The organism is Muricoccus harenae, assembly GCF_009848505.1.
In the GTDB taxonomy this organism is placed as follows: domain Bacteria; phylum Pseudomonadota; class Alphaproteobacteria; order Acetobacterales; family Acetobacteraceae; genus Roseomonas; species Roseomonas harenae.
The window spans coordinates 66,626-81,251 of sequence record NZ_WWDL01000010.1 but is presented as its reverse complement, the minus strand read 5'-3'; the positions used below and the strand labels follow the sequence as shown (position 1 = coordinate 81,251).

Annotated in this window: 17 protein-coding genes; 6 read left to right on the top strand and 11 right to left on the bottom strand. The window is 70.8% G+C overall.

The features are described 5' to 3' along the window. Nucleotides 1–29: 29 nt before the first annotated feature. The gene (locus GSE44_RS09570; RefSeq protein ID WP_159348568.1) at nt 30–1,031 is read right to left on the bottom strand and encodes an adenosine kinase; all 1,002 of its coding nucleotides are present in this window, start codon (nt 1,029–1,031) and stop codon (nt 30–32) included. A 334-nt stretch (nt 1,032–1,365) separates the two neighbouring features. On the opposite strand from GSE44_RS09570, the gene GSE44_RS09565 reads away from it, so the two are divergent. From GSE44_RS09565 to ugpB, 3 genes are all read left to right on the top strand, one after another. Then, nucleotides 1,366–2,034, top strand: coding sequence for a bactofilin family protein (locus tag GSE44_RS09565; protein ID WP_328799063.1), 669 nt, complete (start codon nt 1,366–1,368; stop codon nt 2,032–2,034). Between the two features lie 167 nt (nt 2,035–2,201). After that, nucleotides 2,202–2,657 (top strand): hypothetical protein, encoded by a 456-nt coding sequence (locus GSE44_RS09560; protein ID WP_159348567.1) that lies wholly within the window; start codon nt 2,202–2,204, stop codon nt 2,655–2,657. 118 nt (nt 2,658–2,775) lie between these two features. After that, nucleotides 2,776–4,140: a sn-glycerol-3-phosphate ABC transporter substrate-binding protein UgpB gene (gene ugpB, locus GSE44_RS09555; protein ID WP_159348566.1), complete on the top strand. Its 1,365-nt coding sequence runs from the start codon at nt 2,776–2,778 to the stop codon at nt 4,138–4,140. Nucleotides 4,141–4,180: 40 nt separating this feature from the next. Here ugpB and GSE44_RS09550 read toward each other — a convergent pair whose 3' ends face one another. The 7 genes from GSE44_RS09550 to GSE44_RS09520 all read right to left on the bottom strand — a co-directional run bounded on the left by GSE44_RS09550 (nt 4,181) and on the right by GSE44_RS09520 (nt 9,936). Then, nucleotides 4,181–5,668: a mannitol dehydrogenase family protein gene (locus GSE44_RS09550; protein ID WP_159348565.1), complete on the bottom strand. Its 1,488-nt coding sequence runs from the start codon at nt 5,666–5,668 to the stop codon at nt 4,181–4,183. Nucleotides 5,669–5,693: 25 nt separating this feature from the next. Further along, nucleotides 5,694–6,416: a 1-(5-phosphoribosyl)-5-[(5-phosphoribosylamino)methylideneamino]imidazole-4-carboxamide isomerase gene (gene hisA / locus GSE44_RS09545; RefSeq protein WP_159348564.1), complete on the bottom strand. Its 723-nt coding sequence runs from the start codon at nt 6,414–6,416 to the stop codon at nt 5,694–5,696. Next, nucleotides 6,416–6,991: a GNAT family N-acetyltransferase gene (locus GSE44_RS09540; RefSeq protein WP_159348563.1), complete on the bottom strand. Its 576-nt coding sequence runs from the start codon at nt 6,989–6,991 to the stop codon at nt 6,416–6,418. Before GSE44_RS09540 ends, hisA begins: the two co-directional genes overlap by 1 nt. Beyond that, nucleotides 6,988–7,638: an imidazole glycerol phosphate synthase subunit HisH gene (gene hisH / locus GSE44_RS09535; RefSeq protein WP_235924680.1), complete on the bottom strand. Its 651-nt coding sequence runs from the start codon at nt 7,636–7,638 to the stop codon at nt 6,988–6,990. The genes GSE44_RS09540 and hisH overlap by 4 nt, the downstream gene beginning before the upstream one ends. Continuing rightward, complete coding sequence (locus GSE44_RS25650) at nt 7,635–8,000, bottom strand: DUF2628 domain-containing protein (protein WP_159348561.1); 366 nt, start codon at nt 7,998–8,000, stop codon at nt 7,635–7,637. The genes hisH and GSE44_RS25650 overlap by 4 nt, the downstream gene beginning before the upstream one ends. Continuing rightward, the gene (gene hisB, locus GSE44_RS09525; protein ID WP_159348560.1) at nt 8,000–8,605 is read right to left on the bottom strand and encodes an imidazoleglycerol-phosphate dehydratase HisB; all 606 of its coding nucleotides are present in this window, start codon (nt 8,603–8,605) and stop codon (nt 8,000–8,002) included. The genes GSE44_RS25650 and hisB overlap by 1 nt, the downstream gene beginning before the upstream one ends. Nucleotides 8,606–8,703: 98 nt before the next feature. Further along, nucleotides 8,704–9,936: an energy transducer TonB gene (locus tag GSE44_RS09520; RefSeq protein ID WP_159348559.1), complete on the bottom strand. Its 1,233-nt coding sequence runs from the start codon at nt 9,934–9,936 to the stop codon at nt 8,704–8,706. Between the two features lie 234 nt (nt 9,937–10,170). Here GSE44_RS09520 and hslV point away from each other — a divergent pair, with 234 nt between their 5' ends. Next, nucleotides 10,171–10,740 carry an ATP-dependent protease subunit HslV gene (gene hslV / locus GSE44_RS09515; protein WP_235924679.1) on the top strand — a complete coding sequence of 190 codons (570 nt, stop codon included), beginning with the start codon at nt 10,171–10,173 and terminating at the stop codon, nt 10,738–10,740. Between the two features lie 84 nt (nt 10,741–10,824). Here the strand turns inward: hslV and GSE44_RS09510 are convergent, their stop codons facing one another. Beyond that, complete coding sequence (locus GSE44_RS09510) at nt 10,825–11,196, bottom strand: HPF/RaiA family ribosome-associated protein (protein ID WP_159348558.1); 372 nt, start codon at nt 11,194–11,196, stop codon at nt 10,825–10,827. A gap of 119 nt (nt 11,197–11,315) precedes the next feature. Next, a complete protein-coding gene (locus GSE44_RS09505) occupies nt 11,316–12,527 on the bottom strand; it encodes an MFS transporter (protein ID WP_159348557.1) in 1,212 nt (403 codons plus the stop codon). 77 nt (nt 12,528–12,604) lie between these two features. Here GSE44_RS09505 and GSE44_RS09500 point away from each other — a divergent pair, with 77 nt between their 5' ends. Together GSE44_RS09500 and hslU are read left to right on the top strand one after the other, a co-directional pair. Further along, a complete protein-coding gene (locus tag GSE44_RS09500; RefSeq protein ID WP_201306000.1) occupies nt 12,605–12,988 on the top strand; it encodes an ArsR/SmtB family transcription factor in 384 nt (127 codons plus the stop codon). A 74-nt stretch (nt 12,989–13,062) separates the two neighbouring features. Then, nucleotides 13,063–14,400, top strand: a complete 1,338-nt coding sequence (gene hslU / locus GSE44_RS09495) for an ATP-dependent protease ATPase subunit HslU (protein WP_159348556.1) — start codon at nt 13,063–13,065, stop codon at nt 14,398–14,400. 18 nt (nt 14,401–14,418) lie between these two features. Here hslU and GSE44_RS09490 read toward each other — a convergent pair whose 3' ends face one another. After that, complete coding sequence (locus tag GSE44_RS09490) at nt 14,419–14,625, bottom strand: hypothetical protein (RefSeq protein ID WP_159348555.1); 207 nt, start codon at nt 14,623–14,625, stop codon at nt 14,419–14,421. Between the last annotated feature and the right edge of the window lies 1 nt (nt 14,626).

Sequence of the window (14,626 nt, the reverse complement as noted above, 5' to 3'; positions counted from 1 at the left end):
CTCCGCTCCGAATACCTGCCGCGGTGAACTCACGCGCCGACCAGCACCCGCAGATCGGCCTGCGGCCGAGCCCCGAAATGGGAGATCGCCTCGCTCGCCGCCACGCTCCCCCAGCGGCCGCACTCGGCCAGCGGCAGCCCGCGCGCATGGGCCGCCAGGAAGCCGGCGGCATAGGCGTCGCCCGCCCCGGTCGTGTCGATCACCGTGGTCGGCACCGCCGGCACCTCGATCACCTGCGCGCCCTGCCCGGCATTCGGGACGATAATCCGGCTACCCTTCTCGCTCCGCGTCAGCGCAACCAGCTTGCCCGTGGCCGTAAAGGCCCGCGTCGCCTCCTCCACGTCATTCACCTGGAACAGGGACAGCGCCTCGGCCTCATTGGCGAAGACGATGTCGCTGTTCTTCACGATGAAATCGAGGAAGGCGGTCCGGTGCCGCCCGACGCAGAAACTGTCGGAGAGGGTCAGCGCCACCCGGCGCCCCGCGGCATGCGCGATCAGGGATGCCTTGCGGAACGCCGCCTGCGCCGCCGGCGGATCGAACAGATAGCCCTCCAGATAGGTGACCGAGGCAGATTCCACCGCCGCCTGGTCCACATCCGCCTCGCCGAAGGTCACGCAGGCGCCGAGATAGGTGTTCATTGTCCGCTGCCCATCCGGCGTCACCAGGATCAGGCATCGCGCCGTGGGGTCGCCTCCCTTCAGCGGCTTGGTCGGAAAATGGATCCCCAGCGCCTTCAGGTCCTCCGCGAAGGCCTTGCCGGGGGCGTCGTCGGCCACCTTGCCGAGATACCCCACCTTCGCGCCAAGCGATGCCGCCACCGCGCAGGTATTCGCCGCCGAGCCACCGCCCGTCTGCACGCTGGCACCAATCGCGGCATGGATCGCCTCGGCCCGGGCCGTGTCGATCAGGGTCATGCCGCCCTTTGCCATGCCCCATTCCGCCAGCATCGCCTCGGTGGCCGAGGCCACCACATCCACGATGGCATTGCCGATACCCAGGATATCCAGCGCCGCCTGCCGATCCGCCATGCCCGTCTTCCCATGCCGCCGGGCCCTGCGGCCCTGTCCGAGGGGCGCCGTCCCCCGGCCCAAGGCCGGGGGACAGCGCCCCGAATGGCCGCCGCCATACCATGCGGCGGCGTGGCCGGAAGCCGCCCGGCATCACGGAACTCCGATTATACACCCGAACTTTCGATCGGGCCGTTGTGCCCTGTCTCCCGCCCGTGATAGCCCCGCTGCGGCAGATGCGGGGCAGGGATCCTCCCCGCATCCGATCGCTGCCCGGGAAGGCCCGCGGAACCCGCGTCCCGGCGGGCCGTGCCATGCCATGCCAAGACCGCCTTTCGCGCAGGGGGAAATTTCCATGTCCGTCTTCCGCCGCCGCCCAGCCGACCAAGGGCCCACCGAGGTCGCCGAGCCCGCCACCGTGCCGGTCATGCGCGATCCCGACTTGGCCGTGCCCCCGTTCCGCCCCGCCCCGGGCCAAGCCTCCAAGGACACCGCCATGAGCCTGCCGCCCAAGCCCACCGCGCCCCAGGGCGCCCCCGGCGTGACCATGCCGCCCCGCCCGGCCTCCGCCGCAGCCGCCGGCCGCCCGGCCGCCTCCACCGCGGAGCGCCGCACCCTCGTCGTCGGCAAGGGCATCTCCCTCCAGGGCACCGTCACCGATGCCGAGCGCCTGGTCGTGGACGGCACGGTCGAGAGCCAGATGATCCAGGCCACCGAGCTGCAGATCACCCATTCCGGCGTCTTCAAGGGCGAGGTCCAGGTCGAGGACGCCGAGATCGCCGGCGTGTTCGACGGCACCATCACCGCTCGCGGCTCGCTCATCATCCGCGCCACTGGCCGCGTGCTCGGCGTCGCCCGCACCCGCCGCCTGTCGGTCGAGGATGGCGGCCAGCTTTCCGGCCGCATGGAGATGCTTACCGAGGCCCAGGCCTCGGCGGCCCCCCCGGGCGTCCCCGCCGCCGCCCCGCAGCCCAGCCAGGCGCCGCAATACGCGACGCCCAACCTGGCCGCCCCGCGCTCCTGACGCGCTGACCCCTGCGGAACGCGCCCCCGGGACATCCCGGGGTGCGCGGCCCCGCACCCGCAACCACCCACCAACCAAGGCCGGCGATGATCGCGCCCCGCGAAACCCGCCGCAGCACCTGCCTTTCAGGGAGCCTTCCAGCGGGCTTTCCGGGGAGGCGCCCATCGATGCGCCGCGCGATCCCCCGCGGCCTCGCACCAGTCCTGGCGCTCGCCGTCACCCTTCTTCTCCCCGCCTGCGCGGCCGGCCCCGACCATGCCGCCAGCGAGGTGCTCGAGGAGGTGCTGGAAAGCCACCGCGCCAATCTCGCCGGCCTCGGCGCCACACCGCCGCCCCGCGCTACCCCGGTCGCGAGCCGCCCCTCGGGCCGCGTCGCTCCGGGCAGCGTCGCCGCCCTCATCGGCCAGTCCCCCGACCGCGTCCTTGCCACCCTCGGCCGGCCCACCCGCCGCCGCCCCGAAGGCGATGCGGAAATCTGGCTCTACCAGGGCCCCAGCTGCGCTCTCGACGTCGTCCTTTACCGCGAGCGCAACATCGCCCGCGTCGCCTGGGCCGCGGCCCGCGCCAGCGGCACGGAACGCCGGACCGAGGCGGGCTGCCTGCGGGATCTGGTATCGGGCTAGCACCGGCTTCCGCCGGATCATGTGCGTCCTTCCACAACGCTCCCGTATGCCACTAGGCTCGCGGAAACAGCGGGCTGCGCCGTGCAGGCGGTCCGGAGATGCAGGGAGGTTCGAATCCATGTGGCGACGCATTCTCGCGGCCAGCGCCTTGGCCCTGGCCGCCCTTGTCTCCGGCTGGCCGCCAGCCCGCGCCCAAGCGCCGGCAGCCGCTCCCGCCGGACAGCCGATCGAGATCCAGTTCTGGCACGGTCTCGGCCCGCCCGCCGGCGGTCAGCTTGAGCAGATCGTGGCCGACTTCAACGCCAGCCAGGCGAAGTACAAGGTCGTGCCGTCCTTCCGCGGCAGCTACCCCGAGACGGTCGTGGCCGCCATCGCCGCCTTCCGCGCCAGCACCGCGCCGCACATCGTCCAGATGTTCGAGGTGGGCACGGGCACGATGATGTCCGCCGGGCGCGCGGTGAAGCCGCTGCATGAGATCATCGCCGAAAGCGGCGTCGCCATCGACACGCGCGACTTCATCGGCCCCGTCGCCGGCTACTACAGCTCCGCCGACGGCAAGATGATGGCCCTGCCCTTCAACAGCAGCACCGCCATCGCCTTCTACAACAAGGACATGTTCCAGCGCGCAGGCCTCGACCCCAACGCCTTCTCCGCCACCTGGCAGGGCGTGGAGGAAGCGGCGCGCAAGCTGAAGGCGGCCGGCATCGCCTGCCCGATCGGCACCTCCTGGCCGAGTTGGGTCATGGTGGAGCAGCTGCTCGCCATCCATGACGTGCCGCTCGCCAGCCGCTCCAACGGCTTCGAGGGGCTGAATGCCGAGCTGAACCTGACCAACCCGCTGATGGTCCGGCACATGACCAACCTGGTGAACTGGCAGAAGGAAGGCCTGTTCCGCTATGGCGGGCGCGACGCGGCGGGCGATCCGCTCTTCCCCTCGGGCGAATGCGCCATCGCCTTCGGCTCCTCCGGCCTGCGCGGCCGCATCGAACGGGAGGCGCGCTTCCAGTGGGGCGCCGCGATGCTGCCCTTCTACGAGGGCACCGCGCCGCGCAACTCCATCATCGGCGGCGCCGCGCTCTGGTCGATGAATCGCGGCCCGAACGCCACCCGCAGCGCCGAGGAATGGCGCGGCGTAGCCGAGTTCTTCCGCTACATCACCAGCCCGCCCGTCATGGCCAAATGGCACCAGGACACGGGCTATGTCCCCGTCACCCGCGCCGCCTATGAGCTGAGCCGCTCGCAGAACTACTACGCCCGCAATACCGGGGCGGATGTCCCCATTGAGCAGATGCTGCGCGGCGGCGATCCCACCCCGAACAGCCGCGGCATCCGCCTCGGCGGCTTCATCGAGATCCGCAACATCATCCAGGAGGAGATGGAGCGGGCCTTCCAGGGCCAGGTGACGCCGGAACAGGCGCTCGCCAGCATGAACACCCGCGGCAACCAGGTGCTGCGGAACTTCGAGCGCACCAACCGCAACTGAGCCGTGTCGCCGGGCGGGGATCCATCCCGCCCGGCCGCGATCAGGCCCCGAACCGCAACTCCCGCGCCGCCCGCTCCAGCGTCCCGGCGCTGCCGATCTCGTAGAGCGACGCAAGCCACCGCCGCAGCGGCCGCACCAGGCGCTCATCCTGGCCGAGCGTTCCGAACAGCGATTCAATCGAGAGCAGCGGCATGGGATCCGCCCCACCCTCCGCGGCCTTCCGCTGCAGCAAGGATGCAAGCGGATGGCGGATCTCGATGGCCGCGCCGCTCTCATCGACACCCCGGATGCGCCGCATCCAGGCCGCAAGCGCGAGAGCGAGAAGCTCGACCTCCACGCCCATCGCCAGGCACGCCCCGATCGGCATGACGAGCAGGTTGATCGGCGCATCCGTGTTGACCCGCTCCACCGTGTCCTCGATGGACGGATTAGCGAAGCGCGCGATCAGCGTGCGCTTGTAGCCGGCGAGGTCGACGCCCGGCACGGGCGGCAGGGTCGGCTCCGTCTCGCGGTCCATCAGCGCCGCCATATAGGCCCGCAACCGCGCATCCCCCATCGCCTCATGCACGAAGCGGTGGCCCATCAGCCGTCCGAGCGCCGTGACCGCCAGATGGCTCCCATTCAGCAGCCGCAGCTTCATCATCTCATAGGGGGCGACATCCGGCACGACCTGGGCGCCGACCTCCTCCCAATCCGGCCGCCCGGCGGCGAAGGAATCCTCGATCACCCATTGCGTGAAGCTCTCCGAGACGACCGGCCAGCGATCCCGGATGCCGTAGCGTTGCGCCAGGTGTTCGATGTGGTCGGGCCGGGTCGCTGGGGTGATCCGGTCCACCATCGTGTCGGGAAAGGCGCCGTGGGCGGCGATCCACCCGGCCAGCCGCGCGTCCCGCAGCCCGGCCAGCGCCAGCACCGCCTCGCGCAGCACATCCCCGTTGTTCTGGATGTTGTCGCAGGACATGGCGGTGAAGGCGCTCTGTCCAGCCAGCATGCGCCGCCGATAGGCCTCGACGATGACACCCACCGCACTGCGCGGCCGCGCCGGCTCCGCCAGGTCGGCGCGGATCATCGGATGATCGGGGTCGAGTTGCCGCGTCGCCGGGTTGAGGCAATAGCCATTCTCGCTGACGGTCAGGCTGACGATGCGGATCGCCGGGTCATCCATCCGCGCGAGCAGCGCATCACTCGATGCCCCGGCGAAGATCACCTCCGCGAGCGAGCCGATGACCGAGACGGTCTCATCTGTCCCGCCGCGCTCGACCAGCGTGTAGAGCCCGTCCTGGGGAGCGAGGCTTTCGCGCATCCGCAGATCGCCGGGCAGCAGCCCGGCGCCGGCGATTCCCCAGCCCAGTGCCTGGGGCTGCCGTTCCATCAAGTCATGCGTGTAGCGGGCCAGATGGGCCCGGTGAAACGCCCCGAGCCCGAGATGCACCATCCCGGCCCTGACCTGGGCGGGATCGTAGCGCGGCAGGCGGACAGGCGGTGCTAGGCGGGAGAGATTCGCTCGATTCAGCTCAACGGCATCCATGGCGCCCCCCCCAACCGGCCTGGGATCAGGAAGCCGGGCCTCCCAGCGCATCCGCCGCCGTCAGCCGTCCGTCATACAGCGCCCGGCCGATGATCACCCCCGCGATCGTGCCCGTTGCCCGCAACGCGTCCAGATCCGCGCGCCCGGCCACGCCACCGCTGGCGATCACCGGGGTGGTGAGGCGTTCGGCCAGGGCTGCCGTCGCCGCCACATTGACCCCGCCCAGCATCCCGTCCCGGTCGATATCCGTGTGGATGATGGCGGCCGCCCCGGCATCCTCCAGCATCAGCCCCAGATCCAGCGCCGTCAGAGTACCCGTCTCGGCCCAGCCTTCGGTCGCCACGAAGCCGTCCCGGGCGTCGATCCCGATCGCCACCCGTCCCGGATGGGCCCGGCAGGCCGCCCGCGCGAAATCCGGGTCCTTCGCCGCCGCCGATCCCAGGATCACCCGCGCGATCCCCGCCTCCAGCCAGCCCTCCACGGTCGCCATGTCGCGGATGCCGCCGCCGAGCTGCACAGGCCGCGTCGTGGCGCCCAGGATGGCCCGCACCGCCTCCACATTGGCCGGCTTGCCGGCGAAGGCACCGTCCAGGTCCACCACATGCAGCCAGGGAAAGCCCGCCTGGTCGAAGGCCCGCGCCTGGGTGGCCGGGTCGCCATAGACCGTCGCCTGGGCCATGTCGCCGCGCTTGAGGCGCACGACCTGCCCGCCCTTCAGGTCGATGGCGGGATAGGGAATGAAGTCCATCAGTTGTCCTGCGGGAACAGCGCCTCGGTCGGGCGGCCCCGCACCGGCTCCAGCGTCTTGTAGTAGTGATGCCCGGCGACGGTGCGCCCGTCGATCCGCGCATAGGCCGGATGCGTGCCCCAGCGCACATAGCCCAGCCCCTCGAACAGCGCGATGGCGGTCCGCTGCGTCTCGCGCACATCCAGGTTCAGCACCCGGTGCCCCAGCGCCGACGCCCGCTCCTCCACCCGCCGCACCATCATCCGCGCCAACCCATGGCCGCGCGCATAGGGGGCGATATAGGCGTGGGTCAGATGCGCGGACCAGGCCTGCGCCTCGTTGTTCCGCGCGGGACGCACCAGCTGCGCGGATCCCACCGGGTGCCCATCCAGCCGCGCCACGAACAGCTCGCGCTCCGGCACCAGCATCACGCCGCGGAAATGGCGCTTCAGCGCCTCGCGGCCCTGCGGCGCCAGCCAACCGAAGCCGCCGCCCTCGATGATGGCCGCATCCGTGGCCTCGCACAGATCCGCCATGTCGGCGTCCTCGAGCGAATCCACGCGCTCGACGGACAGGGAATGCGCGACCTGGCTCATGGCGCCCAACGTAGGAAGTTGCGCAGGATCCGCAGCCCCACCGGGCCCGACTTCTCGGCATGGAACTGCGTGCCCGCCAAATTGTCCCGCCCGACCACGGCCGCGACATCGCCGCCATAGGCCGTGCTCGCCAGCAGCTCGTCCCGCTTTCCGCCACGCAGGGCATAGGAATGCACGAAATACGCATGCGCCCCGTCCGGCAGTCCGGCCAGCAGCGGATGCGCGCCATGCGGCTCCAGCGCGTTCCAGCCCATTTGCGGCAGCGGCAGCTCGGCCCCGGCCGGGTCGCGCGGGTCCATCGGCGCGATCTCGCCCGCGATCCAGCCGAGCCCGGGGGTCACCCCATGCTCCAGCCCGCGCTCCGCCATCATCTGCATGCCGACGCAGATGCCAAGGAACGGCCGCCCGCGCGCGATCACCGCCTCCTGCAGCGCCTCCCGCATCCCGGGCAGCATCTCCAGCCCCCGCGTGCAGGCTGCGAAGGCCCCCTGCCCCGGCAACACGACGCGATCCGCCGCCAGCACATCCGCCGCATCCGTGGTCACCGAAAGGTCCAGAGCCACGCCTTCCTCCCGCGCCGCGCGCTCGAAGGCACGTCGCACGGAGGCAAGGTTCCCCGATCCGGAATCAACCACCGCAAGCTTCACGCCGCCACTCCCCGGGCGAGCCAGGGCCGTGCCCGCACCGCCCGCAACACCGCCTCGTCCTCGTCCCGCGCGGCCACCACGCCCTCGGGCGCGAAGCCGCGCCGCCGGAGCGTCCAGCGCTCCAGGTCCCGCGCGTGGAAGCCGAACAGCAGCTGCAGCGCGAGCCCCGCGAAGCCTTCCCATGGGTCCGGGATGAAGGCGATCGCCACCGCCGCCACGAGATAGCCCAGCAGCGCCAGCCACAAGCCGTGCCACAGCAGCCAGAGCGGACCGAACAGGAAGGCCCAGAAAGAGAACCCCTCGCGCACCAGCCGCGTGCGCGGCCGCTCGCCACCCTTCGCGTGAATGGTGAAGACCCGCATCAGGCTTCCAACATCCCCTTTGTGGAGGGAATCGTCCCCTCGGCCCGCGGATCGGCTTCCACCGCCATCCGCAGCGCCCGGGCGAAGGCCTTGAACAGCCCCTCGGCAATATGGTGCGCGTTGGTCCCGGCGCGCTGCGTCAGATGCACCGTCATCGCAGAATTCATCGCCAGCGCGCGGAAGAACTCCTCGAACAGTTCGGTATCCATCTCGCCCACCTTGTTGCGCGGGAAGCTGGCCGACCAGACGAGGAAGGGGCGCCCGGAGATATCGATCGCGCATTCCGCCAGCGCCTCGTCCATGGGCACCAAGGCCTGGCCATAGCGGCGGATGCCGCGCTTGTCGGCCAGCGCCTTGCGGATCGCCTGCCCCAGCACGATGCCGACATCCTCGGTCGTGTGATGGAAGTCGATATGCAGGTCGCCCTCCGCCTTCACGGAGAGGTCGACCATCGAATGCCGCGCCAGCGCCGTCAGCATGTGGTCCAGGAAGCCGATCCCGGTCGCGATCTCGGCGCGTCCGGTCCCATCCAGGTCCAGCCTGAGATGGATCCGGGTTTCGGCGGTTTCGCGGTTGATTTCGGCGCGGCGGGGAAAGGCGTCCATGTCGCCCCTTTAGACCGCGATGACCCGGGGTGGAACCAAGCGGTGTGAATGACAGCCATTTTGTAACCAATCGGTTACTGTCCCGCCGTTCCAGATCCTCACCGCCGCCGCAGGACATAGTTGATCGTCAGGTCGATCTCAGCGCTGTCCTCCCGCGTGCCGGGCGGGAAGGGTGGCACGCTCCGCCCCCGCAGCAGCGCCTGCGCCCCGGCATCCAGCCAGATCGAGCCCGACCGTCCGATCAGCTGCAATGCGCTTACCCGCCCGCTGCGGTCCACCGAGAAGCGCACGATCGCCGTGCCGTCCTCCCCCGCCTCTGCCGCCTGGCGCGGGTAATATCCATGCTGCCGCAGCCAGGCCATGAAGGCCGAGCGCCAGTCGGCCCCAAGATTCGCCCCCCGAATGCGGAGCTGCGCATTCGGCGCGTCCGCCGCGGCTGGCGCCGTGGAAATATCTGCATCCCGCTCCCGCCGCGGCCCAGCCGCCGAAGGCCGCGGCGGCGCTGCCGGCCGCCCCAGCGAAATGGGCGGCCCTTGGCTGAGGTCGAGCGCTCCCGCAAAGGGCAAACCAGGCGCCGCAGCCCTCGCGCGCGGCTGCGGCGCCCGCGTCGGCGGCACCGGCCGCGCCGTCACTGTCTCGGGCGGGGAGGGCTCCGGCGCTGGCGGGGGAGGCAGCGGCATCGCCGCCATCTCCGTCTGGCTCTGGGCTTCCACCGGCGGCGGGGGAGGCGGCAGGGAAAGGTCGGAAGGCGCCGGCTGGGCTGGCAGCGGAACCGGCAGCGGCACCACACGCGCCAGCGGTGGCATGGGCGCCACCGACGCCGGCGGAGGCGGGGCCGGAACCGGCGCCTGGGCCACCGGCGGTGCGACGGGCGGCAACGGCAGCGGCCCCGGCGCGCCCGACGGCGCGACCGACGGCGCGACCGGCGGCGCCTCGCCGAGCGGCCCGCCACCCGGCGGCTCTGCCATGCGCGGCATCGGCTCCGGCGGCTGCGGCAGCTCCGCCGGCTCGGGCGGTTCCAGAGGCGCCGGCACCCCGCTTGGCGGCGGCGCGGGCGTGCTCTCCGCCGTCCCGCCCTCGAACACGACCTCCATCGAGGACGCCGCCGAGGGCTCCTGCACTGCCCGTCGCTCGAAGCCGAACATCAGCCACCAACCGATCGCCAGATGCAGCAGCAGCGAAAGGCCCAGCGCCACGCCGCGCCAGCCCCGAACCCAGCCTGGTCGCCGCCCGTTCTGTGGCCCATGCCCAGGCGGAGCCGGCCGGCGCAGCGGCGGCGGCCGCAGGTCACCCGCCGGCGACAGCGTGCCTCCCGTGGAACGTCCCGCCATGGAACGCCCCGCCATCGAAGGCCCCACCATCGAAGGCCCCGTGGCGGAAAGGCTCACCGCGCCCATGCTCATGCCCCGCCCGAACCTGTCACGCTGTTCCTGTCACGCCATAGCCGCCCTGCCGTATCCATGGGCAGATGGGGCGCCCTCCGCCCCGGCGGAACCGCCCCCGCGACGGCCAATTGCAACAGGCGGATCGGATCGCCACATGGGGCGCCTCACATGGCACCCATCATGAATACTCAACAACACGATCCACTCGGCTGGCACGGCACCACCATCCTCTGCGTCCGCAAGACAGGTCCGGACGGAAAGACCCAGGTGGCCATGGCCGGCGACGGCCAGGTCTCCATGGGCCAGACGGTCGTCAAGAACAACGCCCGGAAGGTCCGCCGCATCGCCGGCGGCAAGGTCATCACCGGCTTCGCCGGCGCAACGGCCGATGCCTTCACTCTGCTCGAGCGCCTGGAGGCGAAGCTAGAACGCTTTCCCGACCAGCTCGAGCGCGCCGCCGTCGAACTCGCCAAGGACTGGCGGACGGACCGCTACCTGCGCCGCCTGGAAGCCCTCCTCGCGGTCGCGGACAAGGACCGCTCCCTCCTCATCACCGGCCAGGGCGACGTGCTCGACCCGGAGGACGGCATCATCGGCATCGGCTCGGGCGGGAACTACGCCCTCGCCGCCGCCCGCGCCCTGATGACGGTGGACGGGCTGACGGCCGAGGAGATCGCGAAGCGGTCCATGACCATCGCGGCCGATATCTGCGTCTACACGAACGGCCGCTTCATCGTCGAAACGCTTTGACCGGATGCCCCCGGAACAACGGGGCTTCCGAACCCTGACGCAGGAGCCGGGAGACCACCTCTCCCGGCTCCCTCCCGGCTGCCGCTACAGCAGCGCCGCCTTTGTCGCGTTCACCGGCTTGTCCTCGCGCATTGCCCGCTTCTGCCGCCTCAACTGCTTCGCCACATGCTCCAGCGCCGAGGCGAAGGCTGTATAGGCGTTGCGCGAATGCTCTCCATGGCCATCGAAGAACAGGCCACGCCCGGCATGCACCCGCACGTTGCAGCCGAAGCCGGCGCCCTTGCCGCCCGGGCTGAAGGTGGCGGTGATGTCCTCGGCACCGTTGAAGTACTTGGCCGAAAGCCGCGTCAACTGCTCCGTCGCATGCGTCCGCAACGCCTCGCCGACATCCACCTGATGGCCCGACACGATAATGCGGCCTTCGCGTGCGATATCCACGTCTTCCGGAGCTGCCACTGCGTTCTCCCTCCATGGCTGAGATAGTCGACCGAGGTAAACGCGGCACCAGCGGGTACGTTACCGACGCCCGGCGCCTTATCCGCCCCTGGAACGATGCCTGGTGAAACGCCCCGGCTTCAGCCCTGCCGGGAGAGCGCCGGGCGAGCCGGCACCGCCGGCGGCCCGCCCGCGCCGCGCCGCCCGCGCCCGGAGGCCCAGACCATGGCAGCCGACACCGCCACGATCCCCCCGGCCACCAGCCCCAGCTCCCGCAGGGCCCCGCCCCCAATCGCCACCCCGCCGAACAACGCCCCCAGCGACGCGCCAAGATAGGTGGCGGAGGCATTCAGGGAGAGCAGCACCGGCGCCATGGCCGGCGAAAGCCCCACCAGCCGCACCTGCTGCACCGCCGGGAAGCTCCAGCCCGAGGCACCCCAGATCACGAGCAGCCCCAGCACGAAGGGCACCGCCACGGCCGGAGACAGCCATTCCACGCTCACCGAGATGGCGGCGAGCGAAAGGGCGAGCACTGCGTTGGACAGGATCAGGAAGCGCCGCGGGTCCTGCCGGTCCGCCGCCCATCCGCCGAGGACGACGCCGAGCAGGCCGCCCAATCCCGACAGCAGCAGCGCCAGCGCCGTCCCCCTTCCGTCGAACCCCAATGCCCCCTGCACGAAGGGCCCGAGATAGGAGAACAGGGTGAAGGCCCCGGCGAAGACCATGACCGTCTGCGCCAGCAGCACCGCCACTGCCGGGCGTGCCACGACAGCCAGCCGCTCCAGCACCCCCGCCGCCTTCGCCCCGGAGAGCCGCGGCATGAAGGCCAGGCTGCCCGCGGCCGAAAGCGCGCCCAGCCCGGCTACGAGCAGGAAGGCCGCCCGCCAGCCGAACTCCTCGCCGATCAGCGTGCCGATCGGCGCACCCAGCACGGTGGACAGCGTCATCCCGCCAACCACCATCGCCATGGCGCGGCCACGGTGATGCGGCTCCACCAGCGCAATGGCGCAGGCCCCCGCCGTCGGCACGAAAAGCGCCGCCGCGAGTGCCGCGACGATCCGCAACCCCATCAGCGCTCCATAGCCGGGCGCCAACCCGCAGGCCGCGGAGGCGATTGCATAGACGCCCATCGCCAGGACCAGCATCCGCCGCCGCTCGACCCCTGCCAGGGCCGCCGCCAGCACCGGGGAGGCAAGCGCATAGGCCAGGGCGAAGGTCATGGAGAGATAGCCGGCCGATGGCACGCTGACGCCCAGATCAGCCGCGATCACGGGCAGCAGCCCCGCGATGCTGAAGGTTCCCGTCCCCACGGCAAATGTGCCCAGGGTGAGCCAGAGCAGGATGCGCGGCATGACGGCCTCGTCAGTTCAATATTCATTGAACTATGCTGCACCGCAGCGGACGTCAAGGAGTTCAAGGGGTCCTGAACATGCCTCTTGGACCCGCCGCGGTGATTGCCTATCTCCTGGCCATGTCAAAGGCGCTCCATCACCCCGGGCCGGAGCAGATCGACCTCTCCGCCGTGCTGGACGCGCTGCGGGACCCGATCCGCCGCTCGATCGTGCTCATGGTCGCGGAGGAGGGCGAAAAGCGCTGCTCCTCCTTCCTGCACTGTGCCACGAAGACGAACCTCACCTATCATGTCGCCCGCCTGCGGGAGGCCGGGGTGGTCCGGGTGCGGGCCGAAGGCTCCGCCCGAGTCGTCTCGCTGCGGCGGGCGGAACTGGAGGCGCGCTTCCCCGGCCTGCTCGACTCTGTGCTCAACGGCGCAAGGCAGGATCCGCCGCTCGCCCGGCTGGTCGAGCCCGCCTGACAGCCGCCGAACCCCGCAACCCCTAACGCCTTGAACACCCCGAACAGGGCGCGCCCTGCGCCCGGATGCACCGAATGAACACCCCGTCCCTGAACATCGCGGAAGCCGTGAACCTCTCGCCGCGCGAGATCGTCTCGGAGCTGGACCGCTATATCGTCGGCCAGCACGACGCCAAGCGCGCCGTCGCCATCGCGCTGCGCAACCGCTGGCGCCGCCAGCAGCTGCCGGACGGCATGCGCGAGGAGGTGGTGCCGAAGAACATCCTGATGATCGGCCCCACCGGCTGCGGCAAGACCGAGATCGCCCGCCGCCTCGCCCGCCTTGCCAATGCTCCCTTCCTGAAGGTGGAGGCCACGAAGTTCACCGAGGTCGGTTATGTCGGCCGTGACGTGGAGAGCATCGTCCGCGACCTGGTGGAATCCTCCATCGTCCAGATGCGCGACACCGCCCGCGCCGAGGTGCAGGCCAAGGCCGAGCTGAACGCCGAGGAACGCCTGGTCAGCGCGCTGGTCGGCGAGGGCGCTTCGGGCGAGACGCGCATGAAGTTCCGCAAGCTCCTGCGCGAAGGCTCCCTCGAGACGAAGGAGATCGAGGTTCAGGTCGCCGAGCAGGCCACGCCCATCGGCGCCATGGACATCCCCGGCATGCCGCCCGGCGCCCAGAACATCCAGGAGATGATGGGCAAGATGTTTGGCCAGCGGAGCCGCGCGCGGAAGATGACGGTCGCCGAGGCCCGCGCCGCGCTCCAGCGCGACGAGGCCGACAAGCTGCTCGACCAGGAGAAGCTGACGCGCGACGCCGTGCAGCACGCGGAGCAGAACGGCATCGTCTTCATCGACGAGATCGACAAGGTCTGCGCCCGCACCAGCGAGGGTGGCTTCCGTGGCGGCGATGTTTCACGTGAAGGCGTGCAGCGCGACCTGCTGCCGCTGATCGAGGGCACGACGGTCAACACCAAGCACGGCCCGGTGAAGACCGACCACATCCTCTTCATCGCCAGCGGCGCCTTCCACCTCGCCAAGCCCGCCGACCTGCTGCCGGAGCTGCAGGGCCGCCTGCCCATCCGCGTGGAGCTGAGCGCCCTGACGCGCGACGACTTCCGCCGCATCCTGACGGAGCCCGAGCACGCGCTGACCGCGCAATACACCGCGCTGATGGGCACGGAAGGCGTGACGCTCGACTTCGCGCCCGATGCGATCGATGCCGTGGCCGAGCTGGCCGCGGACATCAACGACCGTGTCGAGAATATCGGCGCGCGGCGCCTCTCCACCGTGCTGGAGCGGCTGCTGGAGGAGGTCTCTTTCTCCGCCTCCGACCGGCGCGGCGAGACGGTGCGGGTGGACGCGCCCTATGTCCGCGAGAAGGTGGCGCCGCTCGCCTCCAGCACGGACCTGTCACGCTTCATCCTCTAAGATCCTGCTTGAGTGCCGCTACTCTGCGGCACTGTGGAGCGGCATGGGATCGATTAAGGCTTCGACGCCCGAGAGGGCGGCCGGGGCATCCAGTCGTCCGGCGCGGTCGCGCAGCAGGCCGCCCCAGTGCGCGAGCCAGGCGAAGGCGTGTTCCATCACCCAGCGGCGCTTCAGCACGGCAAAGCCATTCTGGGCGGGATCGCGCTGGACCACGCGATGGTGCATG

Bases quoted from the DNA above. Each gene is read 5' to 3' on its own strand.
- hisB (WP_159348560.1), bottom strand. From the start codon at position 8,605: ATGGACGCCTTTCCCCGCCGCGCCGAAATCAACCGCGAAACCGCCGAA.
- GSE44_RS09505 (WP_159348557.1), bottom strand. From the start codon at position 12,527: ATGCCGCGCATCCTGCTCTGGCTCACCCTGGGCACATTTGCCGTGGGG.
- GSE44_RS09540 (WP_159348563.1), bottom strand. From the start codon at position 6,991: ATGAGCCAGGTCGCGCATTCCCTGTCCGTCGAGCGCGTGGATTCGCTC.
- GSE44_RS09500 (WP_201306000.1), top strand. From the start codon at position 12,605: ATGCCTCTTGGACCCGCCGCGGTGATTGCCTATCTCCTGGCCATGTCA.
- GSE44_RS09490 (WP_159348555.1), bottom strand. From the start codon at position 14,625: ATGCACCATCGCGTGGTCCAGCGCGATCCCGCCCAGAATGGCTTTGCC.
- ugpB (WP_159348566.1), top strand. From the start codon at position 2,776: ATGTGGCGACGCATTCTCGCGGCCAGCGCCTTGGCCCTGGCCGCCCTT.
- GSE44_RS25650 (WP_159348561.1), bottom strand. From the start codon at position 8,000: ATGCGGGTCTTCACCATTCACGCGAAGGGTGGCGAGCGGCCGCGCACG.
- GSE44_RS09565 (WP_328799063.1), top strand. From the start codon at position 1,366: ATGTCCGTCTTCCGCCGCCGCCCAGCCGACCAAGGGCCCACCGAGGTC.
- hisA (WP_159348564.1), bottom strand. From the start codon at position 6,416: ATGGACTTCATTCCCTATCCCGCCATCGACCTGAAGGGCGGGCAGGTC.
- GSE44_RS09550 (WP_159348565.1), bottom strand. From the start codon at position 5,668: ATGGATGCCGTTGAGCTGAATCGAGCGAATCTCTCCCGCCTAGCACCG.
- hslV (WP_235924679.1), top strand. From the start codon at position 10,171: ATGAATACTCAACAACACGATCCACTCGGCTGGCACGGCACCACCATC.
- GSE44_RS09560 (WP_159348567.1), top strand. From the start codon at position 2,202: ATGCGCCGCGCGATCCCCCGCGGCCTCGCACCAGTCCTGGCGCTCGCC.
- GSE44_RS09570 (WP_159348568.1), bottom strand. From the start codon at position 1,031: ATGGCGGATCGGCAGGCGGCGCTGGATATCCTGGGTATCGGCAATGCC.
- hslU (WP_159348556.1), top strand. From the start codon at position 13,063: ATGAACACCCCGTCCCTGAACATCGCGGAAGCCGTGAACCTCTCGCCG.
- GSE44_RS09520 (WP_159348559.1), bottom strand. From the start codon at position 9,936: ATGGCGGGACGTTCCACGGGAGGCACGCTGTCGCCGGCGGGTGACCTG.